Raw genomic sequence first — 25,204 nt, forward strand, 5'->3', positions numbered from 1 at the left:
CGCTTCATACAATGCGTCGTATCACGTTAATGGGTGTTTAGAGAACGAAAAAGCGCCTGATTGATCCTGAAAGGCGCGGTTTTCCGGACTTTCTGTTCCCTCCCTTCCTCGCCGGGAAAAATCCGACCGATCAAAAACCTACTTCCGATAAGTTATCTTGTCGGAAGTAGGTGAAAATTTCCAGAATGCCTGCTAAAATTCCGAAATGTGCCTGTTTCCGAGCCTTTTCGCCAAGCCTGTCTGCGTACCCCTTCCCTGCTGCCCAGGTGACGGCCAGGGACCATACGCGCAGGCAACCCTGCCATGCTGAGCGACGTCCGGATCCTCGGCACCAGCAGGCGCGCGCAGGCCGCGCTGCACGCCCGCGTTGATCCGCTGACGCAGCAGCGTTTGGCCGAGACACAAGACCCGGCGCGCTGGCGCGAAATCCTCTCGACCGCGCGGTTCACACCACCCCTGCCCCTGCTTCTGGCCGGCATCGAATTGCCGGACGGTACCTATTCCCCGGATACCCCCCTCGCCCAGAACGTGCCGTATGCGTCGGCGGCCCAGCAGATGGCTCAGGACCATGTTGCCGACATCCCCTCGGGGTTCGAACTGGCCGTCGGACTGGAAATCGATGATGGCATGCCCAGCTTCCTGGCCTGGTTCCGGCCGCTCCAGTCCGTAGGAGCCTGTCCCGGGACGGCAGACGCAGCACCCCCTGCGCCCGTCGGGCAACCGGCTGCAGCCGTCGCGCAATGGTTTTCCGTCGTCTCGGCACAACCCGTTCCCGAACATGATGGCCGCCTGGCTACGGCCCGTCAGGCCGCCGATGCTTATATGCACCGTAGCAAGGCCGAAAACACGCTGCGCACCTATCGCGCCGCCGTGCGGTCCTGGTGTCGCTGGGCTGCCAGCCACGCCCTGCCCGCCCTGCCGGCCCGCAGCGAGGATGTTGCCGCCTATCTGGCCGACATGGCGCTGCAGGGGCGCAGGACCAGCACCATCGACCTGCATCGTGCTGCCCTGCGTTACCTGCACCACCTGGCGCAGATTGCCGTACCCACCGCCCACCCGATGGTGACCGCAACGCTTGCCGGCATCCGGCGGGAGGCAAAGGAGGTGCTGCCCCGCCAGAAAACCGCGCTCACCTGGGACAGGCTGGTCCGGGTCGTCGAAGCCATCAGTTCCCATGATCTGGTCGGTGCGCGGGATCGGGTTATTCTTCTGCTCGGTTTTGCCGGTGCGTTCCGACGCTCCGAGCTTGCGGCACTGAAGGTGGACGACATCACGGTGGACGAGGATGGCATGCAGATCCGGCTGGGCCGGTCCAAGGGCGATCCCCAGCGCAAGGGTACTCTGATCGGCATCCCGCGGGGCCTGACCCGGAACTGCCCGGTTCTGGCATACGAGACCTGGCTCCGGCAGGCCGGGATCACGGAAGGTCCGGTCTTCCGGCGCATCTGGTCCGCGCGGGGCTACAGGGCAGGCGCCACGCCCGTCGGAACCCCGCCCAGGATCGGGCCGCACGCCCTGTCGGACCGGGCGGTCACGGACATCATCCGCAAACGCTGCGGCGACACTCACCTTGAGGGGGACTTTGGCGGACACAGCCTGCGCCGCGGCGCCATCACCACGGGCGCAAAGGACGGGTATGATCTCCTGGAACTGAAGCGCTTCTCGCGACATAAAAGTCTCCAGGTCGTCGAGACCTATATCGACGCGGCCAGCATCAAGGCCCGGCATCCGGGAAGGTCAAGATTCTGAGCCTGTCTTGACCCCATTTTCCAGAACGCCTCCACTCGCCTTCACATGTGAAGACGCACCAGTAGACATATCTGCTTCATAGATCATGCCAGCCTTATTCGAAGATAATTTCTCCCCGCATGAACCGCCGGACTGGAACGTCTGACTTGGGGGGGCAGCAGAATGTCTGCTTCAGAACTGGCCTGATCATAAACTGCCACCATGGGAGCACGTATAGTCCTTGAATTTCCCATGAGGATTTTTCAGATTCTGACACGTGAGGATGAGGCCGTATAATTATTTCGGGTAATCTTCCCATCAAATACAGAATCGACTAGCTGCGAAAAAAGTCAGGAGAACTAATTATCAAACGGAGAAAGTGCTTCAATAATTCGGCATTCTGAAATATTACCTCCCCGGCATGATTTTATTATCGTAGAAAGTTCATGACGCAATGCCTTGAGATCCGCAATTTTGTGCTCAATCTCTGCCATATGGTCACGAGCAATTCTATCAACTGTCTTACAATCCTGGGTTCCCTGATCCGTTAGGGATAATAGAACTCTTACCTGATCTAATGAAAAACCCAGATCACGGGATCGACGAATAAAAGACAGTCTCGCGAGCGCCGCATCATCATAAACGCGATAATTGCCATCGGTCCGCTGTGGCGGAGCCAGCAGTCCGATCCGTTCATAATAGCGGATCGTCTCGACTTTGGTATTCGTTGCCTTTCCCAAGGCGCCAATCGATCGCATTCCCTGCCTCTTGACCCTGTAGTTGCTACAGGCAGCATACATTAAAACAGATGATTCGTCAGGGAGGCGCTGGATGGCAGGAGGATGCTGTGGTGGATGCACAGATACGCCGCTACCAATCAATAAATCATGGCGGAGAGCGCTCCTGATCGCGCTTTTTCTCAATGCCAGCATGTTTGCCGTTGAAGCTGGGGCTGGCGTGTCGGTTGGATCTGCATCCTTACAGGCGGACGCGATTGATTTCCTTGGCGACAGCGCCAACTACGCAATAAGCCTCAGTGTTGCCGGAATGGCATTGCGATGGCGAGCTGGCGCGGCCTTTCTGAAAGGCCTGACCCTGTTCGTGGCTGGGATATGGGTAATGGCCAATGCTGGGTGGATGGTAATGAACAGCAACCATCCGCCTCACCCAGACGCAATGGGCGGCATTGGTCTGCTTGCCCTCGCGGTCAATCTAGCCTGTGCCCTCATATTATGGACACATCGGAAAGGTGATGCCAACCGCCGTTCCGTATGGATCTGCTCTCGTAATGATGCGATCGGAAATGTTGCCGTTGTGCTGGCAGCTCTGGGCGTGTTTGGCACTCGTTCTGCGTGGCCGGATATTGCGGTAGCTTCCATCCTTGCGATGCTTGGTATTAGTGGAGGTGTGCAGATTATGCGACAATCGAAAGTAGAACTAACAGATAAAAAATCAGATATATCACGACATATCAATGTATAAATCATATAATACTCTAGAATATATTAAGCAGGTAAGGAGACGAACACGCTATAATGCGGCATTCATTCTCCTGATTTTTCCCCTGCTCTGTGGCTGCACAAATAGTGGTCACTCAAATATTTCGCCGGAATCAGATGTCCAGAAATTTTCCAGCCGTCAATTTACGGATGCCGGATTGCAAGAATTCATTACAAAAGTTCTCGGACCAAACGTATCGAGTCAGGAAAACGCATGGGGCATCACTCGCCTGACGCTTGCTACCTTGTATTTTCATCCCGATATCCTTGTAGCTAAAGCTGAACTGGAAACGGCTCGCGCTGGAATCAAGACAGCCGGTCAACTGCCCAATCCCAGTTTCACGGTGCTGGGTGGCCCATCGGCTCATTACGTCGGCTACGGCGCGTCAATACTGATCGAATTTTTCGGCAGGCGTTATCACCGTATCAAAGAAGCCAGATATCGGGCTGCGGTCGCGCAATGGGAAGTCATCAATACTGCATGGAAACTACGCAGCGACACGCGGTCTGCTCTTCTCGGCGTCTGGGCTGTATCCGGGCGCCTCAAGCTTGTGGAAGAGACTGCGGCAGCTAAACGCGAACTCTTTACCCTGGAACAGGCACGTTTTGATCAGGGACGAGCATCCGCTTTCGAAATATCGCAGGTACGGACGGAAATGATCCATGCCGAGTTGTCTGTCAGTGATCTGCGGCGCGAGTATGCCGTCCGTAAGGCAGCTCTGGCAGGAGCAATCGGGGTTCCTGCCGAAGCACTTGATTCCATTGCTCTTGATACAAAAGCATTTGATGTCTGTCCCGACCTCATAGAATACCGCGATTCACAGGACATGAGATACCAAGCCGTAATGCAACGCGCGGATCTGCGGGAACTTCTTGCGTCTTATGACGCCGCCCGACAGGCTCTACGGGTCGAAGTTTCTCGACGCTATCCCGATGTCACCATCAGTCCCGCCTATAACTGGGATATTTCAAATCGCTTTGAGGTAAATCCCTCTCTGCAAATTCCGATTTTCAATCAGAACGAAGGCCCCATAGCTGAAGCTGTTGGGCAGGAGCATGAGGCGGCGGCTCGTCTCCGGCGTGCAGAGAACACGGTGTTTAAGTCCATCTCGCAGGCTACGGCCAATTACCGCGGCACGACATCAATTCTGCTACAGGCGGAAGAACTTGCCAAAACCGTACGGGTAAGGCTGAACCAGATGCAGCACCGCCTTCAGTCAGGTGCAATCGACCGACCAACGATGGTTATGACTCATATAGAGCAGATTCAAGCGGAGACCGCTCTTCTTGAAGCAGAAATTCAGCAACGGCAAGCCATAGGTCAGATCGAAGATGGCATGCAGCAGCCCATTTTTGATCACACCAATGCCGCGCAGGCTTCCGGCCTACTTGAAAATAACCACAGGAATTCACCATGAAAGCGAGGGCCTTCTGGCTGCCTCTTGCAGGTCTTTCTGTCTTCCTAGTTCTAAACGGGACAGACATTGCCATTGCAGATGATGATGATCAACCAGTTTCGGTTCTTGGTGCAGAGGCGACCGTGACGGTCTCCCCGGAAGCAGTTACGAAGAGCGGCATTGCTTCTGCACGACCCAGCATCGTGCCTTGGAGAAAGCTGGTTCCCGCCTATGGTTACGTTCTGAACGCAACACAACTTATCACTCTTGTTAGTAATTATGCTGACATGAAAGCGCGGCTGGAGAGCATGCAGGCACAGCAGACGCTTGCCCGTGCGAAACTCGATCGTGACAAAGGACTGTATCGCGATCGGCAGAATATCTCTCAGGAACAATTCCAGGAGACAACAGCTAGATTTCAGTCCAATTCAGCTATGGTAAAAGCAGAACAGGTCCTGGTAAATAACGCACTTAATATTATCAGACAGCAATTTGGTTCGGTCATATCTGACGCTACCGAAAAAAATACAATTTTCATTACACAGTTACTTCAACAACAAGTGGTCTTGGTCAAGGTGACCCTTCCACCAGATACGGATCTACCAACCCCACCAAGTCAGGCGGATGTGACCGATTATGGAAACACGGGTGGACACGGGACAATGCTCCACTATTTGTCTCCTGTAACCATGACCGATCCTGCTATTCAGGGGCGTAGCTTTTTCTATTTTGCGTCGGCTGAAAGTCAGCTTGTCGCGGGCATGAATGTTTCCGTTCTCCTGCCTACCGAAGAGGAACGTCCCGGTATCCGGATACCTGCATCAGCTATTATCTGGCTGCAAGGTAAGTCGTGGATATACCGTGATAACGGACACGGAAAATTTACACGCTTACCCCTTACGACCGACGTGCCGGACCGAGAAGGTGGCTACCTGATCCAAGATACTCCAGGACAAATCACACACGAAACGCAAATCGTCATAGAGGGTACGCAATTACTTCTGTCTGAAGAATTCCGAGCTCAGCTTGAATCAGGAGACGATGACGACTGATGACGGGACGTTCTTTCAGCCTTCAGGCAGCTATTATCGGGTTTTCGATCCGCTTCCGGGGCGTGGTTATCGCAACCGCATGTCTGTTGTTCTTCTATGGCCTGTATGGCTTGAGACATGCCAGCTATGATGTGTTTCCGGAATTCATTCCGCCACGGGTCACGATCCAGACCGAAGCCGCTGGTTTCACGCCGGAACAGGTCGAAACATTGGTTAGTCGCCCAATGGAAATTGCCCTGACCGGCCTCCCGGGTATTCAGCGCGTGCAATCGACTTCGATTCAGGGACTGTCAGTCGTCAACGTCCTGTTTGCGACATCGACCGATATTTATCGAGCCCGGCAACTGGTCGGGGAACAAATGAATGTTGTTGCACAGCAATTGCCAGCCGGTGTTCATGCTCCGACTATGACGCCACTGACCTCATCCGCCGGTCTGGTACTGGTGATCGGTCTGACGTCGGAACAACAGTCCTTTATGCAGTTGCGCACGCTTGCTGACTGGTCATTAAGGCCGCGTCTGCTGGCGTTGCCTGGTGTGGCTGGAGTCAGCGTGTTTGGCGGGGAGCGTCGGTCACTCCAGATACAGGTACATCCAGACCAACTCATCTTGCATCATATCGGACTCGATGACGTCCTTGCGGCTGCCCAGGAAGCGACTGGCATACAGGGGGCCGGCTTTATTGATACCCCGAACCAAAGAGTCGTTCTTCAGTCTGACGGTCAGGCCCTGACGCCAGAAAGTCTGGCCCGCACTGTGATTGTCCGCTCTGATAATGGTGCTGTCACACTGGGCAGCATTGCCACTGTAACTGAAGCCCCTATTCCTGCCTTCGGTGCGGCCAGTATCGAGGGAAAGACAGGCATTGTAGTTAATATATGGGAACAGTACGGTGCCAATACAATGGCCGTGACCCGGGAAATCGAGGCGGCACTTACCGATTTCCGCCCGCAATTGCAGGGACAGGGGATTACATTGCATGCTGACCTGTTCCGACCCGCCAATTTCATTACGACCGCATTGGGGAATGCCACACGAGCATTGCTTCTGGGCGGTTTTCTGGTGGTTGTCGTAATCTTTCTTTTCCTTTTTGACCTGCGAACCGCTGCAATCTGTTGCGCCACCATACCTTTGGCTATTCTGATAGCCCTGTCGTTGCTGGAGACACTCGGGGTTACTTTGAATGCCATGACCTTGGGGGGCCTTGCTATTGCCATCGGCGAGGTTGTGGATGACGCCGTGATCGGGGTCGAAAATGTTACACGCCGATTGCGTGAAAACCGGCTTCTGGTCCAGCCCGCATCTACAGCGCGCGTCGTACTCGATGCGTGCGTTGAAGTCCGCAGTGCAGTGGTTTACGCGACCTTTGCTGTCATTATCGTTTTCTTGCCTGTCATCGCCCTTCCCGGACTTTCGGGACGACTGTTTGCTCCACTGGCAACAGCTTATGTTCTTGCGGTCATGGCTTCTCTTGCCGCTGCTGTAACCGTTGTACCTGCACTCTGCGCATGGCTCTTGGCGACGCCTGGAGAAATCCGGAGAGAGCCCCCCCTGGCAGGATGGACCGCCAGAGCTTATGAACGTCTTCTGGCCAGATTAATGCGCCATCCCCGATTTGTTATAGGCGGGATGATCCTGACCACCTTGATAGGGTTTGCGGCCCTTCCATTCCTTGAAAGCGATTTCATTCCCGATTTCAAGGAAGGCCACCTTATCATTCATATGACGGCAGTTCCGGGGACTTCCCTGGAACAGTCTCTGAAATTAGGCAGACAGGTTACAGAAAAACTTCGTCAGCTTCCCGAAATCCGTTCGGTTGCTCAGAGAGTCGGACGCGCCTCGCTGGATGAGGACACGTATGGACCACATACCAGCGAGTTTGAGGTTGATTTGAATCAGGTGGATGGGAAGGCTTCCCGACAGATTGATGCCCGCGTTCGCAAAGCGCTTGACGGGTTCGTTGGGGCCAGTTTTTCTGTCAGTAGTTTTTTGACGATGCGCGTAAACGAAACCCTTTCTGGTTCGTCTTCGGCTGTGGCAATCAATATTATTGGCGATGATCTGGATGTATTGGATATCCAGGCAAATAATATTGTCCGCATGTTGCATCAGATACATGGCGCAACAGATGTCCGGATAGAAGCACCTCCTGGTGTTCCGGAACTTGCTATTCAGCTACGCCCTGCTGATCTGGAGCGCTGGGGGCTTCGGTCGGCGGATGTACTCCGATCCATCCATACAGCCTGGCAGGGTGAAACCGTGGGGCAGATATACGAGCGTTCTGCGGCTTTTAATGTTATGGTTCGTCTTGATGACGCAAGTCGTAATGATGTTGCGTCTGTCGGTTCCCTGCCACTGCATACTGTTCACGGAAACTACGTACCACTCCGCGCTGTTGCGGACATATATGAGACGAACGGTCGCTATCAGGTGTCACATCTGGGAGCACAGAGAACACAGACTGTCACCGCAAATGTTACAGGACGATCAGCTCAATCTTTCGTTCAGGACGCACGCACGGCTATAGCAAAAAATATCAAACTGCCTCTTGGAGCCTACGTTCAGTTTACATCCGCAGCGGAAGCTGAATCACAATCACGCAGGGAACTGTTTATAAATTCCGGGCTCGCTGCCATAGCGGTCATGATTCTGCTCTCAATAATCACACAAGGATGGCGCAATCTCGCTCTGATACTCGTCAATCTTCCCTTCGCATTTGTGGGCGGCATTCTGACAATCATTGTTTCCGGCACAACGCTAACTCTGGGGGCAACAGTCGGCTTCGTTACACTATTCGGGATTACGCTTCGGAATTCGGTGATGATGATTTCGCATTTTGAGGCTTTGGTCGAGCGGGAAGATCTCACATGGGGAGTAACAACAGCGCTCCGGGGGGCCAGAGACCGCGTCGTCCCCGTACTCATGACATCGCTCGTTACGGCGCTTGGACTGGCGCCTCTGGCTGTTGATATGAATGCGCCTGGGCGGGAAATCGAAGGACCTATGGCAGCTGTCATTCTTGGAGGGCTCATGACATCAATGATACTTAACCTGTTTGTTTTGCCTATTCTTGCTGTCAAATTTGGTAATTTTTCTGAAAACGAAACGGGAGTTCCGGAAACCTTGTTCAAGTGACAGGTATGGGCCACTGCTGCACCGAACTACTTGAAGATTATGTCCGATATGCCAATAGATGAGGTGGTCCCGTCCGTTCGGACAGTTTTGCGGGCTTGATAAGCTATACCCGATTGTTGTTATGCCGCCCTTCTGACGGCGTTGCTGTTGGCCATCTGGTCCGGGGTTAACCCCGGACCAGATGGCGTCGGCACGTCATAATACGCCTCATCGGGCGTACGTCCAGCCAGCGCCGTATGCGGACGCCTTTCGTTATAATGGGCGATCCATCTGCCAAGCCCGGCCCTCAGCTCTGATCCGGTCTCGAACGCGTGCAGGTAGACGCATTCATATTTCAGCGACCGCCACAGACGCTCGATGAACACGTTATCCAGCCATCGCCCACGCCCGTCCATACTGATGCGGATCTGACGCTCTTCCAGTATCCCGCTGAAACGGGGTGTCGTAAATTGCGACCCCTGGTCAGTATTGAAAATGTCCGGGGCGCCATAGCGCATGAGGGCATCCTGTAGCGCCTCGATACAGAACTCCACGTCCATCGTGTTCGACAGACGCCAGGACAGGACCTTGCGCGTGAACCAGTCCATGATCGCCACGAGATAGAGAAATCCCCGTTTCATGGGAATATATGTGATATCGGAACACCAGACCTGGTCAGGCCGATTGATGACCAGATCCCGTAGCAGATATGGATATTTCCGATGCTCCGGATGGGGCACGGTCGTGCGCGGCTTCTGGTAGATCGCCCGCAGGCCCATGATCGCCATGAGCCGCCGGACCCGCTTGCGGCCCACTTCATGTCCGTGGCGGCGCAGATGCCATGTCATCTGCCGTGAACCATAATACGGCGTTTCCAGGAACTGGGCGTCGATCAGCCGCATCAGCTCCAGATTGGCTTCGCTCTGTGGCACAGGCCGATAGTAGACGCCCGACCGGTTGAGTTGCAGTAGCGTGCATTGCCGGATTATCGGCAGACGCGCTCGCTTCGGGTCAATCATCTGCCGCCTCTGATCACGCCCAACCGAGCAGAGGCATCGCGTAAAAAATCCCGTTCCACGAGAAGTTCGCCTATCTTCGCGTGCAGTTTCTCCACGTCAGCTGGGCTGACCGGGGGCTCAGCCACCGTCTTCCCGGAAAAGGTCGCCGCCATCCCCTCGATCGCCTGCCGTTTCCACTGGGCGATCATCGTCTGATGTACCCCATGTTTCGAAGCCAGTTCCGCCAGCGTCAGTTCCCCACGGATCGCCTCCAGCGCAACCCGTGACTTGAACTCTGCCGCATACCTCTTCCGCGTAACCTTGCCCATAAAACCCGTCCTCGTTCAGGCCAGATGATAGCTTATCGCCCTGTCCGAAAAATGGGGACCACCTCTAACCGGCATCAGTCCACGCGACTTCAGGAAGCTATGACATCATCGGAATGGATATGACCGTCAAACGGAGATACGGCGAAAGAAGATGCCGCGCACCAGACAAGCGGGGTAAATGACTATACCCTGATGGCCAAATCGCTGCTCCCGCCATCAACCAAAATTGTCGTCACGCCTCAGTGCGAGCGGGTTTGTAAGGGCGGGATCTGTCGCATTGGTCTTCAGCAAGCCCCTCCTCCTTTTCGCCTATTTCCCGTGTATTTCTTGCGACACATCGCGCTGCCCTTTTCCCGACGATCTGCGGGACAGAAAACGCGCCAGAGCTGGCCCGGTGACCAGAACGCAGAAAAACCGGGCGACCTGCATGGCAATGACGAAAGGCATGTCCACTTTCGTGGTCGAGGCGATAATGGAGACGGAATCAGCCCCGCCAGGGCTGGTTGCAAGATAAGCCGTCAGCAGATCCACATGCGCCAGCCGTGCAAGTACCAATGCAAAGCCGCCACACACCGCAATCAGCGCGAGGATGGAACCCAGCACACGTGGAAAGACACGTCCGGCATAAGCCAGCACATCTGGCGTAAACCGCATGCCGATGCCCCACCCGACCAGGGCATAGGCCGCGACCAGCAGAAGATGCGGCTGTTCGATCGGCAGATGGGCGCCAAGCCTTGCAGCCATCCCGATCCCCATGGGCACAAGCAGTCCCCCGGCCGGCACGCGCAGACGGGTGCCCAAGGCGCTGCCTGCCAGCGCGATCACAAGCGCAAGTAAAGCACCCTGCCATGAGAGGATCTGTGCCACGACCAGCGGGGCGGACGGCGTTCCGGCCACGCGCGCAATAACAGCCGCAATGACGGCGCAGCACGCCACGCGCAGATATTGCATGAAGGCGACGAGCCGCATATCTGCCCCGTATGATTCCGCCATCAGGGTCATGACCGTGGCCGCACCGGGTGACGAACCCCAGATCGCGGTATTGCCGGGTAGCAGGCGCGAACGTGTCAGCAGCCAGCCGAGAAGGGCTGCCGCAGACAGGGTAGAAAACGTACCGGCAACAAAGACCGGCCAGCTGGCTGCCATTTCGTGAAAGATCGAGGCTGAAAGATAGCTGGCGATCATGACCCCGACCACGCCCTGTGCGCCAAGAAAGGCCCAGCGGGGAATACGGACCGCGTCGCCCCGTGTGGCCAGTACGACCGCCGCCCCCAGTGGTCCCAGCAGCGGCGCGGCCGGCAGGCGTAAGACGGCCAGAAGCATACCGAAAACCAGCGAAAGCAGCGCCAGTAAGCCCCATCGCCCGGTCAGCAGCCACGCTGATGGCCCTACCCTCACCGCTTAACCGCCAAACACGATTGTATCGGAAGGCAGCACGCGTGCAATCCGCGGGAGGATCGAGCGGGCGGAAACATCATGAAGGTCTGCTGACAGGCTAGTGCAGAGATCCTCGGCGATGACAATATGGTAGCCAAGTTCCCAGCCGTGCCGTGCGGTGGATTCAACCCCGAAATTCGTAGCAATACCGCCCAGCACGACCGTCCGGATGCCCCGCCTGCGGAATTGCAGGTCAAGTTCCGTGCCGGTAAATGCCCCCCACTGATGTTTGGTGATGACGATATCGCCGGGTGCTGCCAGCCCATCGGCCAGGTGCGCCCAGTCCGTTGGCAGGCCGCCTTCCGGCGGGCTTAAGGGCTGGTCGGCCAGACCGGGTGGCGCGTCGGCAAAGTCGGGTGCAAACGCGACCCGAACCAGTACGACCGTAGCACCGGCATGCCGGAAGCGGGCAGCAAGCGATTTACTGCTCTCCAGCACCTGCGACGATGGCCGCGGGGCGGTTGGCAGGGCAAGTATGCCATTCTGCAGGTCAATGAGGACAAGGGCGGTGGTTCGCGGGTCAAATCTGTTCACGGATCGGCGCCTTCCGGGATCTGGATACATGGTCGGGTCAAACATCGACCGGCATTGGAAAATCGGTTATGCGAGGACTGTCTCGCATAAAAGAAAGTTGAGGGTACCCTCGCATTATGTCAAGCCCGCCCCGTTCATCACCACTCGCGCCCAAGCGGCAGCGCGGACGCGACCGCGTTGAAGCGATCCTCGCAGCCGCGACAACGGTCTTTGGCGAGAAATCTTACGAGGCGGCGACAATGACCGAGATCGCTGCCCGCGCCAGCACGGCAATCGGTTCGCTCTACCGTTTTTTCCCGACCAAGGACGTGCTGGCCGCCGCAGTGCTCGAACGCTACGGCGCGCGACTCCTGCATGCCCTGGATGAGTTGGTCGACCGCGATCCGCCGCTGTCGCCACGTGATGCAGCAGAAGGACTGCTGGACATCATCCAGCGTCTGCGGACGGAACGCTCAGTCGTCCTTTCCCTGCTCGACAGCGGGATTACCCTGCCAGATGGGACAGGAACGCTCCGCAAGGCGCTGATCGGGCGCATGAGCCAGTTGTTGGCACGGCTGGGTGGTTCTCCGGGTCCACATGACGAACGGGCTGTGATGCTGCTGCATCTGGTCAAGACGATCTTTGCCCTGCCACAGGATCATTCGGTCCCTCGCCAGGCACAGAACAAGGAAGCCGTTACGATGCTGCGGCTCTATCTGGAACATGCGGCTGCTTCCCGCCGATCCGGGTTAAAAGTCGCTCCGTAACCTCTGAATCCGCACACAACCAATCGGTATCTCGAGCGATCGCGTCATCTGAATCGAACGGGTCTGCTTTTCAAAGCATAACTGACTGTAATGAGGTAAAATCGAGCTTTTACTCCAACTGTTTCGCGAAGGTCAGAGAAACGCATCAAGCCGATATAACAACTCTGCCGGTACTTCTTCCTGCGGACTATGACCACAGTCGATCGCGTATCCCCGCACGTCCACTGCTTTTTCGCGCCATGTCTCGACAACATCATATAGCGCGCCCACGGTGCCGCGTGCGCCCCACAGAGCCAGTAATGGGACCTCAATCCGCCTGTCTGCATCAGTCGCATCATGGACGAGGTCGATACCTGCTGCAGCGCGGTAGTCTTCGCATGCTGCATGACGCATTGCCGGGTCGGCGTAGCATCGACGATATTCGGCCATGACACGCGGATCGACCGATCCTGGTATCTTGATCTGTCCTGCAATGTGGCTTTCGAGAAAAAAGTCCGGATCTCCACTGATCAGCCTTTCAGGCAGGGGGGCGGGCTGGATCAGAAAAAACCACCAGAAATAGCGTCGGGCGAATTCCATATTGGTCCGGGCATACATCGTTGCTGTCGGTACGATATCGATCAGCACCAGTTTTTCCACCGCTTGCGGTGCATCCAGCGCCATGCGGTGCGCCACCCGTCCGCCCCGGTCATGCCCGACAACCATGAACCGTTCAAATCCAAGCTGGTGCATGACGCCAACCAGATCAGCCGCCATGGCCCGCTTGGAATAGTTGGCGTGATCCGTCCCACCTTCAGGCTTGGCGCTATCACCATAACCCCGCAGATCTGGGGCCACGATGCTAAATCGTTTCGCCAGTGCGGGCGCAACCTTGTGCCAGGTCAGATGCATCTGCGGATGACCATGCAGCATAAGCAGCGGCGGTCCGTTTCCGCCGGTAGCCGTGCGGATCCGCACGCCATTCACCTCGATATCCCGCCAGCTAAAGCCCGGCAATAAATCGGGGAATTTCCTGATTGCGATCATGCTTTCACCTGCATTCGTCCAGTGGACACACAGCAAAAAAGCAGAATATCAGGAAACCAGTATTTCCCCTGATGAAGACCTGTTGATTATCTCCCTGCCGCGACTCACAACGGCGTCACTGGGTAGATCAGTTGGGATATCCGAGAGGGTCGATTCGCAGAGCCTGCGGAAATAGACAGGGCTATGTCACGCGTGATCACAGACGTCAGCCCCCAGTGTAACCACAACATCCAGATGAGGACTTTGGCGGGCGTAGCCCACGCCACGACATTATCCCGAGAGACCGTAAAACGTACATCGACGGAGCCAGCATCTCAGCGCGCTACCCGACCAAGTGAAAGTTCTGAACACCTGTTCCAGCCTACATTCCCGCCAGAGTCCTCATGGAGTTTCTTTCAGAGGCAAAAACTGAGGACTCTGGCGGGAACATGCGACGCGCAAGGTTAATTTCTGAGATATGCCAGAAATCTGGAGCCGAAACAGATCGCAAAACGGCCCTCGAAGTGAGGACTCTAGCGGGGTTTTGTGCGCCAAAAACAGGTTTATCCGCCGAACATCAAGGAAAATCGGGCTGTTAGAAGCCTCCTAACCTGAAAATTTCTCAGTTTTGAGGACTTTGACGGGGCGCCAAATTAGCGCTATCTGCAAATCGAGGACTCTGACGGGAAACTTGATGCCCTCAGAGATACCGATTCGCTACACCTCCCTTTTGCGAGGTGACCAACAGGGTACTGAGGACTGTAGCGGAAAAACTGAGGACTCTAGCGACACGTGCTTACGGAGCAAGCACGATTCGCATAAGTTATCCCGAGGACACTAACGGGACAAACTAATATTAGAATACAATTAGTTTTAACTAGTATTAGATCCCGCTACAGTCCTCAGAGACATTCTGAACAAATCCGTGCATCATGGACGCAGAATCGAGCCAACATACATATGCCTAGGGGAGCCATGATGGCGGAAGTGCATGACTTGCTTCAGGAGCATGGTCGACAGCATGTACTCCAGCTAGACATGGACCGCCGCGTCGTTGATGCGGCCGCCGCATATCTGACGGACGAAGATGCCGGACTAGGTTTCATGTATAGCGGCTGGGCCCAAGCACCGCTCCCACATAAAAAACAACCCGACTCTGCACCTTGGCAAGTTCGCACCGACAGAGTTAACCTTCTCGTAGAACCAGGTCGACGAACGCTTCCGAATGGGGAACTTCAATGGATTGGTGTCCCATACGGAAGTCGAGCCAGACTTATACTGCTATATCTGCAAACCGAGGCTCTAAGAACCCAGAGTCGCGAAATTGAGCTCGGAAAGTCGCTTCGCGACTGGCTTAAGAAGATGAACATCTCTCCTGGCGGCAAAACGATAGCCGACGTAAGAGAGCAGGCACTCCGCATCACGCGCTGTCGTCTCACTTTCGAGGTCCAACAAGCAGGAAAGTCAGCATTAGTCCAACAACTTATAGTCGATAAAGCACTGTTTACGGAAGATGGCGAGGACTCTAGCGGGGGACAGCTTTTAGCGCGGACGAAGCTAAGTGAAACATTCTACGATCAGCTTCGTCGACATCCTGTTCCTATCCAGGAATCCGCAATTCGAGCGATCAGTAAACACTCGATGGCTTTAGACATATATTGCTGGCTTGCATATCGGCTGCATGTCCTCCAGAAGGACACGCCAATCACTTGGAAGGGTCTTCACGCCCAGTTTGGCGCTGGCGTAAAACGCCTAGACCATTTCCGTGATACCTTCTGCGCTCAACTCAACTTGGCGCTAGCAGTATATCCAGAGGCGGTAGTCAAACTGAGTGCTGTGGGTTTGACATTAGTTCCCTCACCTCCACCTGTTGAGCCAAAACGCACGGTAGTCGCGTTTCCTAGGTCCCGCTAAAGTCCTCACTCAAAGTAGACGATGAAAACATCTGCGTCGCATAGAGGCAAATCAGTAGACTAATTGCGGACAAACAGTCGAAGATAGCCGCATCGGACTGAAACCTTCAAACTGTCGACGGACCCGCTATTTGTCGACAAGGTTCGGGATATTGTCGGTCTTTACATGTCGCCACCGAACCGCGCGATCGTGCTGTGCGTCGACGAGAAATCCTAGATCCAGGCGCTGGACCGCGAACAGCCCGTCCTGCCCATGGTACCGGGCGTGCCGGAACCACGTACCCATACCTATCTCCGGAACGGTACGACGTCGCTGTTTGCAGCCCTCGACATCGCAACAGGTGCGGTAATCGGCAAATGCTACAAACGTCATCGTACCATGGAATTTCTCGATTTCCTGAAACGTATCGCCGCCGAGATCCCTGATGACCGGGATGTTCATCTCGTGATGGATAACTACGCCACACATAAAACGACCACGATCAAGACGTGGCTCGCCCGCCGCCCGCATTGGCATGTTCACTTCACGCCCACCTCGGCTTCCTGGATCAATCAGGTAGAGCGCTGGTTCGCCGAACTGACGCGCAAGCAATTCCAACGCGGCGTGCATCGGTCAACAACTGCACTCGAAGCCGACATCACAACTTTTATCGATGCACATAACAAAAACCCACGGTCGTATCGGTGGGTCAAATCAGCCGACCAGATCCTCGCCTCGGTGAAGCGCTTTTGTCATAAGACAATGAGCCGAACTTCAGATTCAGGTGACTAGTACTAGGCACTCTCGCGTGTAGTCGTCCTCAACGGTCAGCACGCGGAAGCGACATCCGTTGTCCAGCGCTAATTAGGACCGTCGGGCACCGGCGTCGGCGAGTAGGTGCCCATTTCCTGTTTCAGGACACCACACTAATGGACCGACAACCCTTCCTTGCGATACAACCGGAACAGCTTTTTGTGGATCAGGATTACTCCTTCGCATTCCAGAAAGATGTGCCGACCCTGATAGGGAAGCTGGCATCGTTCGCCCGCAAGGTGGCGCGGTAGGCCGCGCACCTCGGTATCGCATGGACGGTACGACGCATAGCGCCACGTCCTCGGGTCGACGGTGATGCGACTACAGGCCCGCCCCCGCCGTTGCGAGTAATCCCGTTTGGACACCGCCTTGGTCAGAGCATTATGCCGTAATGCCGGGCGTCTCACGAGTTTCCTACTTGCTGCTCCTCAAGCTTCGAGACCTCCAGCCCACCGTATTTCGATCGTCTTGTGTAGAAGGTCGCGTTGCCGATCCCGTAATAGATGCAGGGGTTGGCCTCCTAATGCTCTCTCGGAACTTTTACTCGTCACCGATAAGTTCGTCGATTTCACGTAAGCGCTTTCGGATGGCAACAAGCTGTTCCAGCATTTGGCGCCTAGTGGATCTAAGGCGCCGCGCCTCTGTTACGAGCGCGGCAAAATCAACATGAGATGCAGGCCGCTTGATTGACTTTCGGAATGCTATGATTGCAGAACGAGACGCGCTGGGTCCGACGAGGCCCTTCTCGCGCGCCGCTTCAAGTTCCTCTGGTCCCAGCAAAGTCAGCTGATACGCTGCACTATATGAACCCGGTAGTAACGTCTCGCTAATTCGGCCACTATCCACCATGCTTGCGATCCGACGCAACTGGGAGGCCACCGGTTCGGAGAAAGGGAAAAAGCGTTCGAAACTGGCTTTAAGACGGTTTTTTTCTTCTCTCGAAAAAAGTGCATTTTCTAGCGTATTTAATGCTCGGCCGATTTCCAGAAAGGAACGCGCAGCCTTTTCCCACGCAGATGTTACGGCGCGCTGGGTATCAAGAATGATCCGGATGCGGCCCTCGTCCTTCGCAAGGTCCGTTCCGGAAAATACTGATGCAATTGTCTCCAGGGTTTCAGAAGATACGGTGGTGAGTTCATGTAGCTCGCTAGGACGCGCATCAGATGGCTGTATTTCGTCAGCATCAAGGCCCTGCAAGGCTCGCAGCGAGATGCCGCGCGTCGAATTGGCTTTGCTCACAGGTCCAACTCCTGTCGCAAGTATGACCAGAGTGCGCCAAACGCTTCCGCGTTTTTGGGCCGACTTAGGGCCTGTTAGATCTTGAATTTCTTCCCATATTGTAGGGATGGAAGAAGGAGACAGAACAGGCACCTTTACGGACGAGACATGGGCGATCTGGGAACCTCTGATTGAGGAGGTTCGCCCGAGGGGCAAGACGCCGCCACATGATCTGCGGCGGACGATAGCAGCGATTTTCTGGCGTCATGAGAATGGCGCGAAATGGCGGAGTATCCCCGCTGAACTGGGTCCGTGGTGGCGGGCTGCGCAGCTTTTCATCCGCTGGGCGAAGCTCGGCGTATGGGAGCGGCTGCTCGCACTGGTTCAGGAACAACAGGGAGTGGCATTCGGAATGACTTTTCTGGATGGCACAAACATCAGGGCTCACCACAAAGCGGCGGGAGCCCAAAAAAAGGGGCCTCTTTCGAAGAGCGAGACCATCGTGAAGCACTTGGCCGCTCTCGCGGCGGCTATGGCACAAAAGTCTGCGTGATCGCTGATGGACATGGAAAAGCCTTCGGTTTTGCGCTGGCCCCTGGACAGGCTCATGAACTGTCTCTGGCACCAGCCATGCTCGACAGCCTTCCCGCCACTCCCCTGTGGGTAGTAGCGGACAAGGGCTACGCGTCGAACGCCATGCGTGAACGGATATGGGACATGGGAGCACGGCCAGCCATTCCCGCGAAACGACGCGATGGCCCGGTCGCCTGCCCCAAATGGGCCTATCGGTGTCGGCATCTCGTTGAGAACCTCTGGGCTCGCCTCAAGGAGTGGCGCGCTGTCGCAACCAGATATGAAAAAACAGCAACGTCGTTCCTCGCGGTCATCCACATCGCTGCCGCAGCAGACTGGATCAAGCCCTAACAGGCCCTAGATGAACGCCATTATGAAAATAGATTAAGGGCAATAGGCAGCTCTGACGGGGGAACTACAATTCTTTATATTGTTTACACCGTGCAGGAAGCAGAAAATAGCGACGAAGAAGATTACGGACGCATTATCAGTGTGAGGAAAGCAAAAAAAGATGAATGTGAAAAATACCGAAATAAAATCTTACAGTATGGATTAATAAATAAAAGAATTAGCACGCCGGATATTTAGCAGGGAAGGCTAACCGAGACTTTCTTGTATTGCGGGATTTAGGCTCGATCGCCTGTGGGGCATGGTCGTTTTATGTCCGCTTGATGAAAGTTACACTGTAAAAGTCTGATGACTGAAATGAGGCGAAAGCAGCCTCACTCTTGAAAATTTTAGAATCATTTTCTCGCATAATTAAAGAACATTTTTCCCCATAGTTGAGGACATTTTCATAATTAAGGTATAAAATATATGATTGATAAAATAGGATTTCTATTCCCATTAATTAGGATTTTCGACAAAAATCCCGAAATGCGCCTGTTTCCGAGCCTTTTCGCCACGCCTGTCTGCGGACTCCTTCCCTGCTGCCTAGGTGACCGTCAGGGGTCATACGCGCAGGCAACCCTGCCATGCTGAGCGACGTCCGGATCCTCGGCACCAGCAGGCAGGCGCAGGCCGCACTGCACGCCCGCGTTGATCTGCTGACGCAGCAGCGTCTGGCCGAGACACAGGACCCGGCACGCTGGCGCGAAATCCTCTCGACCGCGCGTTTCACACCACCCCTGCCCCTGCTTCTGGCGGGCATCGAATTGCCGGACGGTAGCTATTCCCCGGATACCCCCCTCGCCCAGGGTGTGCCGTATGCGTCGGCCGCCCAACAGATGGCTCAGGACCATGTCGCCGATATCCCATCAGGGTTTGAACTGGCCGTCGATCTGGAAATCGATGATGGCGCGCCCAGCTTCCTGGCCTGGTTCCGGCCGCTCCAGTCCGTAGGCTCCCGTTCCGAGACGGCAGACGCAGCGCCCCCTGCGCCCGTCGGCCAGCCGGCCGCTGCCGTCGCGCAATGGTTTTCCGTCGTCTCGGCACAGCCCGTACCCGAACATGATGGCCGCCTGGCCACGGCCCGTCAGGCCGCCGATGCCTATATGCACCGCAGCAAGGCCGAGAACACGCTGCGCACCTATCGCGCCGCCGTGCGGTCCTGGTGCCGCTGGGCTGCCGGTCACGCCCTGCCCGCCCTTCCGGCCCGCAGCGAGGATGTTGCTGCCTATCTGGCCGACATGGCGCTGCAGGGGCGCAGGACCAGCACCATCGACCTGCATCGTGCCGCCCTGCGTTACCTGCACCACCTGGCGCAGATTGCCGTACCCACCGCCCACCCGATGGTGACCGCAACACTTGCCGGCATCCGTCGGGAGGCAAAGGAGACCCTGCCCCGCCAGAAAACCGCGCTCACCTGGGACAGGCTGGTCCGGGTCGTCGAGGCCATCAGCTCGCATGATCTGGTCGGTGCGCGGGACCGGACCATTCTCCTGCTCGGTTTTGCCGGCGCGTTCCGGCGCTCCGAGCTTGCCGCGCTGAAGGTGGACGACATCACGGTGGACGAGGATGGCCTGCAGATCCGGCTGGGCCGGTCCAAGGGCGATCCCCAGCGCAAGGGCGCACTGATCGGCATCCCACGGGGCCTGACCCGGAACTGCCCGGTTCTGGCGTACGAGACCTGGCTCCGGCAGGCCGGGATTACGGAAGGTCCGGTCTTCCGGCGCATCTGGTCCGCGCGGGACCGCAGGGCGGGCGCCACGCCCGTCGGAGCCCCGCCCAGGATCGGGCCGCACGCCCTGTCGGACCGGGCCGTCACGGACATCATCCGCAAACGCTGCGGCGACACCCACCTTGAGGGGGACTTTGGCGGGCACAGCCTGCGCCGCGGGGCCATCACCACGGGGGCGAAAGACGGGTATGATCTCCTGGAACTGAAGCGCTTCTCGCGGCACAAAAGCCTTCAGGTCGTCGAGACCTATATCGACGAAGCCAGCATCAAGGCCCGACATCCGGGAAGATCGAGATTCTGAGCCTGTCTTGACCCCTGCCGCCAGAGCGCTTCAACTCGCCTTCAACCGCAACACATCAGGGGCGGATCAAAGAGAGGAAATAGCGTCATGAACTCCAGAATTCTTGTTGTCGGCGCGGGGGGCCGTGGGTGGGTATTTTGGCGCGCGCCTGGCCAGCGTCGGGCATGACGTGACTTTTCTGGTGCGCGAAAGGCGCCTGCAGCAGCTCCGTGCCGAGGGCCTGTGCCTGATCAGTTCCGTTGGCAACGTGACCATCGCCCCCCGGATGGTGATGGCCGGTGGGATTGAGGGTCCCTACGACATCATCCTGCTCAGCGTAAAAGCCTATTCCCTGACGGGTGCAATGAACGATTTCGCGCCTGCGGTGGGACCGCGAACACAGATTGTCCCACTCCTCAACGGCATGCTGCATCTTGATATTCTGGCAGACCGCTTTGGCCCTGCCGCGGTCATGGGGGGGACGTGCTTTATCGTCAGCAAGCTTGATGCGCAGGGGCGCATAGTCCAGACGGGCTCCCTCCCCCGGCTTTCCGTGGGGGAACGGGACGGTCGTGATACGCCAGCGGCGCGCAGTATTGCGGAAACCCTGTCAGGCCCCGGATTTGAAACCGTGTGTTCCACCCACATCCTGCAGGACATGTGGGACAAATGGGTTCTGCTCGCCGTCCTGGGCAGCATCTGCTGCCTGATGCGCGGAACCGTAGGGGATGTCGCCACCCAGCCAGCCGGTCAGGATTTTGCACAGGCGGTGATCCATGAATGTGCGTCAACGGCCGCTGCCGCCGGTTATCCCCTGCGGGATGCCACCCTGAAGAGCACTGTCAGTCTCCTGACGAAAACGGACTCCACCCTGACGTCCTCCATGTTCCGGGATCTGCTGCAGGGCGCTCCTGTGGAGGCGCAGCAGATTATTGGTGATCTGGTCAGGCGGGCACGCGTCCATCAGATCCCGACGCCTATCCTGGATCTCACGGATCTGAATCTGCGCGTGTATGAACAGCAAAGGCATGCGTGAAGACGCACAGGGCGGACACGAGGTACCGGCGGACACATCCGCTTCAGAGATCATGGCCGCCTTGTTCGACGATAATTCTCCCCACATGAACAGCCGGAATGAAATGTCTGACTTGGGAGAAAGGAGATAGTCGGCTGTCATAGGGACTACCAAAAACAGGCTTTCGCAACATTCAAATTCATGACAGGGGGTAGAAATATTCAAGTGATTTCATCCTGCACATGACAAGTATCAGGTCGGCATCTAAATGTTTTCTATAGTTAAAATGCAAGCTCCTTTCCCTGGAAGGAGCTTGCGGGAAAAAATAGGGTGTCAGCGAGCAAGTGGATAATCGGTATAGCCTTCTGCACCCTGCGAGTACCAGGTGCGGATATCGTCCTTGTTCAGGGGCAGATTGTCTTCCAGACGACGCACGAGGTCCGGATTGGCGATGAATGGGCGACCGAATGAAATGGCATCTGCAACACCGGTTGCGACTGTTTCGATCGCTTCATCGCGTGTGTAGTCCTGATTCAGAACCAGCGGCTTCTTAAACACTTCGCGGATCGGGCCATGCAGCTTGGGCTGATCGGTCTTGCCGAACGTGCCATTCGGTCCGGGTTCGCGCAGTTCAAGAAAAGCGATGTCGAGGTCGTTCAACAGCTTTGCCGCCGGCACAAAAACCTGCTCGGGATGGCTGTCGATGCAGCCCTGCGTATCGCCATTGGGGGACAGCCGTACTGACGTTTTGTCCGCGCCAATCGTTGCGATTACGCGTTCCGTGACTTCACGCAGGAAGCGGATGCGGTTTTCCGGCGAACCGCCATACTCGTCGGAACGATGGTTGGTGCCGTCCCGCAGAAATTCGTCGATCAGGTAACCGTTGGCGGCATGAATCTGCACACCGTCAAAGCCTGCCTGAAGAGCATTGCGAGCGGCGTTTTCATAATCGTCCAGGATGCGGGCAATGTCCTCCCTGGTAAGAGGACGGGCAATTTCGGGAGCCTGTTTGCCGTCATAAGTATGGAGCGCTTCAGGTGCTTTTGTCGCCGAGCAGGACACAGGCTGCTGACCCGTCACGCTGGAATGCACCATGCGGCCCATGTGCCAGATCTGGGCCACGATCTTTCCGCCCTTTGTATGGACTGCAGCGGTGATAGGCTTCCAGGCTTCTACCTGTTCCTGCGACCACAGACCCGGCGCATACGGCCAGCCAAGACCTTCGCGGCTGATACCAGTCGCTTCCGAGATAATCAGACCGGCCCCAGCGCGTTGCGCGTAATATTCGGCCATGATGGGAGTGGGTACATGCTCGCGGGTGCCCCGGCCACGTGTCAGCGGCGCCATGAGAATTCTGTTTTTTGCGTAAATGCTTCCCAGTTCAATCGGCTCAAACAGGCTGGGCATGACAGATCCTTCTTAAAAAACGCAGTTCCTAAGGATTTGGGAAGCCTCATGTGGAATACAACAGGAGGCCTACCACCTCGTCTGACTTGAGGTAGAACGCGTAGGCTGAGCATCTGAACTGGTTGCCCTGGACCTTGCCGATCTGAGCAGTGTCCGCGCATGCACCGATCAGTTGAATGAACGAACCCGCTGCGCGGGATTGGTGTGACATGGAAGTCTGTCACCACGGCGTGAGAGATCTATTTTATTTGTAACTGTCCTGATCGGGCCAAGCACTCTGGCTTTTTCCCACCAAAAGGAGCCCGGATGATAACGGAGTCCCTGTGCATTGCTGCAATCAGTCACCTTCGCCAGCGCCTGCTTGATGACATGGCGGTGCGGCGGTTCTCCCAGGGAACGCAACGCAATTACCTTCGCGATGTCGGCCGTTTCGCTATGTTTCTGGGCCGCTTAGGCGTCACGAATTGAGCCGCCATGACCACGTCGCCTTCGTTCTACTTGCTGTCATCGTCCACCATGATGACCAGTCGTCCTGCACGCATGGCCTGGCTCGCGTGAGCTATCCGCTTCCACTGACTGTCGCTCAGACCATACCGTCGCATTCACACTCTTCCCGTCCCATCAACAGGAAGAAAACATCACAGATCAAACGGGAGTACAAGCGGCATAATCCTCCCGCTTAACTGACGAAACGCCCTAGTTCAATGCGGATCATGGCAACAGCATGGGACGGCGGCCCGTTGCTCTGTGAGATACCGATTTATTTCCGGCGACCCGAAATCAGGCAAAAGATCGCCGCTAAACGGCTCAATAAGATCGTGGGAAGAATTTAACTGGGTATAATCAATGTTAAAAAATGAATCTGTGGTTGTCGGAACAACCACAGATTTAGTCATTTTGGTACGATCATGTGAACGAGTAGTGCGCTTGCGAATAACGCTGCTGTGCTAAGCGTCCATATGCCGATGAACCAACCTATACGCTGGCTAAGGCGCCGGGGCGCGTTGTCCCCATTGCCCTGTACAATCTCAATGATAGCCATCTGCTTCCGTTACCTTTCCCCGGAACACACGATAGGAGTAGACTGTGTAGGTCAGGATGATCGGCAGCAAGATGACGGTGCCGACCAGTTGAAAAAATTGACTGGATGGGGGGGATGATACATCCCACAGCGTCAACCCGGGCGGAACAGCATACGGCCATACCGTAATCCCGAGTCCGGACAGGCAGAGAAAGAACCAACCGAGAGCACACAGGAAGGGTCCTTTGGAATGCCCACGACGCAGACCGATGGTCAGTAGAAAACCTAGTGCGATTACCAGAAGGGGAACGGGTGCGACAAATACGATATTGGGCCACTCGGTCCAGCGTCGCAGGTAGGGTGCGTGCAACATAGGCGTCCACAGGCTGACAGCGACGATGCATACAAACAACCCGATTGCCAGCAGCTTCGCCCATTTGCGGCAGGAAGCTTCTAGCACGTCGGTTGTGCGCCAGATCAACCAAGTTGCCCCGAGCAGGGCATAACCGCACATGACGGCCAGTCCGCACAGCACGCTGAATGGGGTCAGCCAGTCCATTGAACTGCCAACAAAAGCTCCATCCACGACCTTGATTCCCTGAACAACTCCGCCGAGGATTGCGCCCTGGCAGAAAGCAGCGATTCCCGATCCAATCATGAAGCCACCGTCCCACAGTTTTTCGCGTCCAGTCCCGCGTGTCATGATACGAAATTCGAAGGCTACACCCCGGAAGATCAGGGCAACCAGCATGAGCACGATCGGCAGGTAAAACGCGGGAAGCAGGGTTGAATAGGCCCCAGGAAAGACCCCGTAAAGCGTAGCGCCACCAAGGACCATCCACGTTTCGTTTCCGTCCCATACAGGGGCAATGGTGTTGACCATCACATCCCTGCGGCCGTCATGCCGTTCCACGGCGAACAGCATTCCGATGCCAAGGTCAAACCCATCAAGGACGACATAGATGGTGATCGCAGCGACCAGAATAACGGCCCATATGATCGGAAGCCAGTATGCGACGTCCATCAT

Annotated in this window: 20 protein-coding genes and 2 pseudogenes; 13 read left to right on the forward strand and 9 right to left on the reverse strand. The window is 56.1% G+C overall.

What is annotated here, in order from left to right; translation table 11 throughout:
- Positions 1-303 precede the first annotated feature (303 nt).
- A complete protein-coding gene (locus GLX_RS15360) occupies positions 304-1,749 on the forward strand; it encodes a tyrosine-type recombinase/integrase (RefSeq protein ID WP_014106907.1) in 1,446 nt (481 codons plus the stop codon).
- 338 nt (positions 1,750-2,087) lie between these two features.
- Here the strand turns inward: GLX_RS15360 and GLX_RS17700 are convergent, their stop codons facing one another.
- Positions 2,088-2,486, reverse strand: a complete 399-nt coding sequence (locus tag GLX_RS17700; RefSeq protein ID WP_014106908.1) for a MerR family transcriptional regulator — start codon at positions 2,484-2,486, stop codon at positions 2,088-2,090.
- 73 nt (positions 2,487-2,559) lie between these two features.
- Here GLX_RS17700 and GLX_RS15365 point away from each other — a divergent pair, with 73 nt between their 5' ends.
- The 4 genes from GLX_RS15365 to GLX_RS15380 are packed head-to-tail and all read left to right on the forward strand — an operon-like array spanning position 2,560 to position 8,810.
- Complete coding sequence (locus tag GLX_RS15365; protein ID WP_014106909.1) at positions 2,560-3,210, forward strand: cation transporter; 651 nt, start codon at positions 2,560-2,562, stop codon at positions 3,208-3,210.
- On the forward strand, positions 3,203-4,645 hold the full coding sequence (locus GLX_RS15370) for a TolC family protein (protein ID WP_014106910.1): 1,443 nt from the start codon (positions 3,203-3,205) through the stop codon (positions 4,643-4,645). The genes GLX_RS15365 and GLX_RS15370 overlap by 8 nt, the downstream gene beginning before the upstream one ends.
- A complete protein-coding gene (locus GLX_RS15375) occupies positions 4,642-5,676 on the forward strand; it encodes an efflux RND transporter periplasmic adaptor subunit (RefSeq protein ID WP_014106911.1) in 1,035 nt (344 codons plus the stop codon). Before GLX_RS15370 ends, GLX_RS15375 begins: the two co-directional genes overlap by 4 nt.
- Complete coding sequence (locus GLX_RS15380) at positions 5,676-8,810, forward strand: efflux RND transporter permease subunit (RefSeq protein WP_014106912.1); 3,135 nt, start codon at positions 5,676-5,678, stop codon at positions 8,808-8,810. The genes GLX_RS15375 and GLX_RS15380 overlap by 1 nt, the downstream gene beginning before the upstream one ends.
- A gap of 119 nt (positions 8,811-8,929) precedes the next feature.
- Here GLX_RS15380 and GLX_RS15385 read toward each other — a convergent pair.
- The 3 genes from GLX_RS15385 to GLX_RS15400 form a co-directional block, all read right to left on the reverse strand.
- Positions 8,930-10,116 (reverse strand): IS3 family transposase gene (locus GLX_RS15385; protein WP_110914815.1). Its coding sequence is split into 2 segments (ribosomal slippage): positions 8,930-9,858 and positions 9,858-10,116, totalling 1,188 coding nucleotides; the frame shifts between segments, so codons are not numbered across the junction.
- A gap of 309 nt (positions 10,117-10,425) precedes the next feature.
- The gene (locus GLX_RS15395; protein WP_014106913.1) at positions 10,426-11,514 is read right to left on the reverse strand and encodes an AbrB family transcriptional regulator; all 1,089 of its coding nucleotides are present in this window, start codon (positions 11,512-11,514) and stop codon (positions 10,426-10,428) included.
- 3 nt (positions 11,515-11,517) lie between these two features.
- Positions 11,518-12,087, reverse strand: coding sequence for a hydrolase (locus tag GLX_RS15400; protein ID WP_041247923.1), 570 nt, complete (start codon positions 12,085-12,087; stop codon positions 11,518-11,520).
- A gap of 116 nt (positions 12,088-12,203) precedes the next feature.
- Here GLX_RS15400 and GLX_RS15405 point away from each other — a divergent pair, with 116 nt between their 5' ends.
- Entirely contained in the window at positions 12,204-12,833 is a 630-nt protein-coding gene (locus tag GLX_RS15405; protein ID WP_014106915.1) for a TetR/AcrR family transcriptional regulator, read from the forward strand.
- A 132-nt stretch (positions 12,834-12,965) separates the two neighbouring features.
- Here the strand turns inward: GLX_RS15405 and GLX_RS15410 are convergent, their stop codons facing one another.
- A complete protein-coding gene (locus GLX_RS15410) occupies positions 12,966-13,859 on the reverse strand; it encodes an alpha/beta fold hydrolase (RefSeq protein WP_014106916.1) in 894 nt (297 codons plus the stop codon).
- 954 nt (positions 13,860-14,813) lie between these two features.
- On the opposite strand from GLX_RS15410, the gene GLX_RS15415 reads away from it, so the two are divergent.
- From GLX_RS15415 to GLX_RS19395, 3 genes and pseudogenes are all read left to right on the forward strand, one after another.
- Positions 14,814-15,752 (forward strand): replication protein RepA, encoded by a 939-nt coding sequence (locus tag GLX_RS15415; RefSeq protein ID WP_041247943.1) that lies wholly within the window; start codon positions 14,814-14,816, stop codon positions 15,750-15,752.
- Positions 15,753-15,839: 87 nt separating this feature from the next.
- Positions 15,840-16,523: pseudogene (locus GLX_RS17705) on the forward strand (IS630 family transposase); the annotation flags it as partial.
- A 137-nt stretch (positions 16,524-16,660) separates the two neighbouring features.
- Positions 16,661-16,795 (forward strand): hypothetical protein, encoded by a 135-nt coding sequence (locus GLX_RS19395; protein ID WP_010512539.1) that lies wholly within the window; start codon positions 16,661-16,663, stop codon positions 16,793-16,795.
- Positions 16,796-17,084: 289 nt separating this feature from the next.
- Here the strand turns inward: GLX_RS19395 and GLX_RS15425 are convergent, their stop codons facing one another.
- Positions 17,085-17,783: a hypothetical protein gene (locus GLX_RS15425; protein ID WP_007400691.1), complete on the reverse strand. Its 699-nt coding sequence runs from the start codon at positions 17,781-17,783 to the stop codon at positions 17,085-17,087.
- 106 nt (positions 17,784-17,889) lie between these two features.
- Between GLX_RS15425 and GLX_RS15430 the strand changes: the two genes are divergently transcribed.
- From GLX_RS15430 to GLX_RS15440, 3 genes are all read left to right on the forward strand, one after another.
- A protein-coding gene (locus tag GLX_RS15430) for an IS5 family transposase (protein WP_248705283.1) occupies positions 17,890-18,686 on the forward strand; the annotation gives its coding sequence in 2 pieces (ribosomal slippage) (positions 17,890-18,229 and positions 18,229-18,686; 798 coding nt in all).
- 623 nt (positions 18,687-19,309) lie between these two features.
- A complete protein-coding gene (locus GLX_RS15435) occupies positions 19,310-20,755 on the forward strand; it encodes a tyrosine-type recombinase/integrase (RefSeq protein WP_014106919.1) in 1,446 nt (481 codons plus the stop codon).
- 106 nt (positions 20,756-20,861) lie between these two features.
- Complete coding sequence (locus GLX_RS15440) at positions 20,862-21,770, forward strand: ketopantoate reductase family protein (protein ID WP_231850458.1); 909 nt, start codon at positions 20,862-20,864, stop codon at positions 21,768-21,770.
- 312 nt (positions 21,771-22,082) lie between these two features.
- On the opposite strand, the gene GLX_RS15445 is transcribed toward GLX_RS15440, so the two are convergent.
- On the reverse strand, positions 22,083-23,156 hold the full coding sequence (locus GLX_RS15445; protein ID WP_014106921.1) for an alkene reductase: 1,074 nt from the start codon (positions 23,154-23,156) through the stop codon (positions 22,083-22,085).
- A 306-nt stretch (positions 23,157-23,462) separates the two neighbouring features.
- Here GLX_RS15445 and GLX_RS19080 point away from each other — a divergent pair.
- Positions 23,463-23,606, forward strand: a pseudogene (locus GLX_RS19080) (integrase); the annotation flags it as partial.
- Positions 23,607-24,048: 442 nt separating this feature from the next.
- On the opposite strand, the gene GLX_RS17715 reads toward GLX_RS19080, so the two are convergent.
- Complete coding sequence (locus tag GLX_RS17715) at positions 24,049-24,198, reverse strand: DUF2474 domain-containing protein (RefSeq protein ID WP_081477948.1); 150 nt, start codon at positions 24,196-24,198, stop codon at positions 24,049-24,051.
- Entirely contained in the window at positions 24,185-25,204 is a 1,020-nt protein-coding gene (gene cydB, locus GLX_RS15450) for a cytochrome d ubiquinol oxidase subunit II (protein WP_014106923.1), read from the reverse strand. Before cydB ends, GLX_RS17715 begins: the two co-directional genes overlap by 14 nt.

Origin of the sequence: Komagataeibacter medellinensis NBRC 3288 (assembly GCF_000182745.2) — a bacterium.
Classification (GTDB): Bacteria; Pseudomonadota; Alphaproteobacteria; order Acetobacterales; family Acetobacteraceae; genus Komagataeibacter; species Komagataeibacter medellinensis.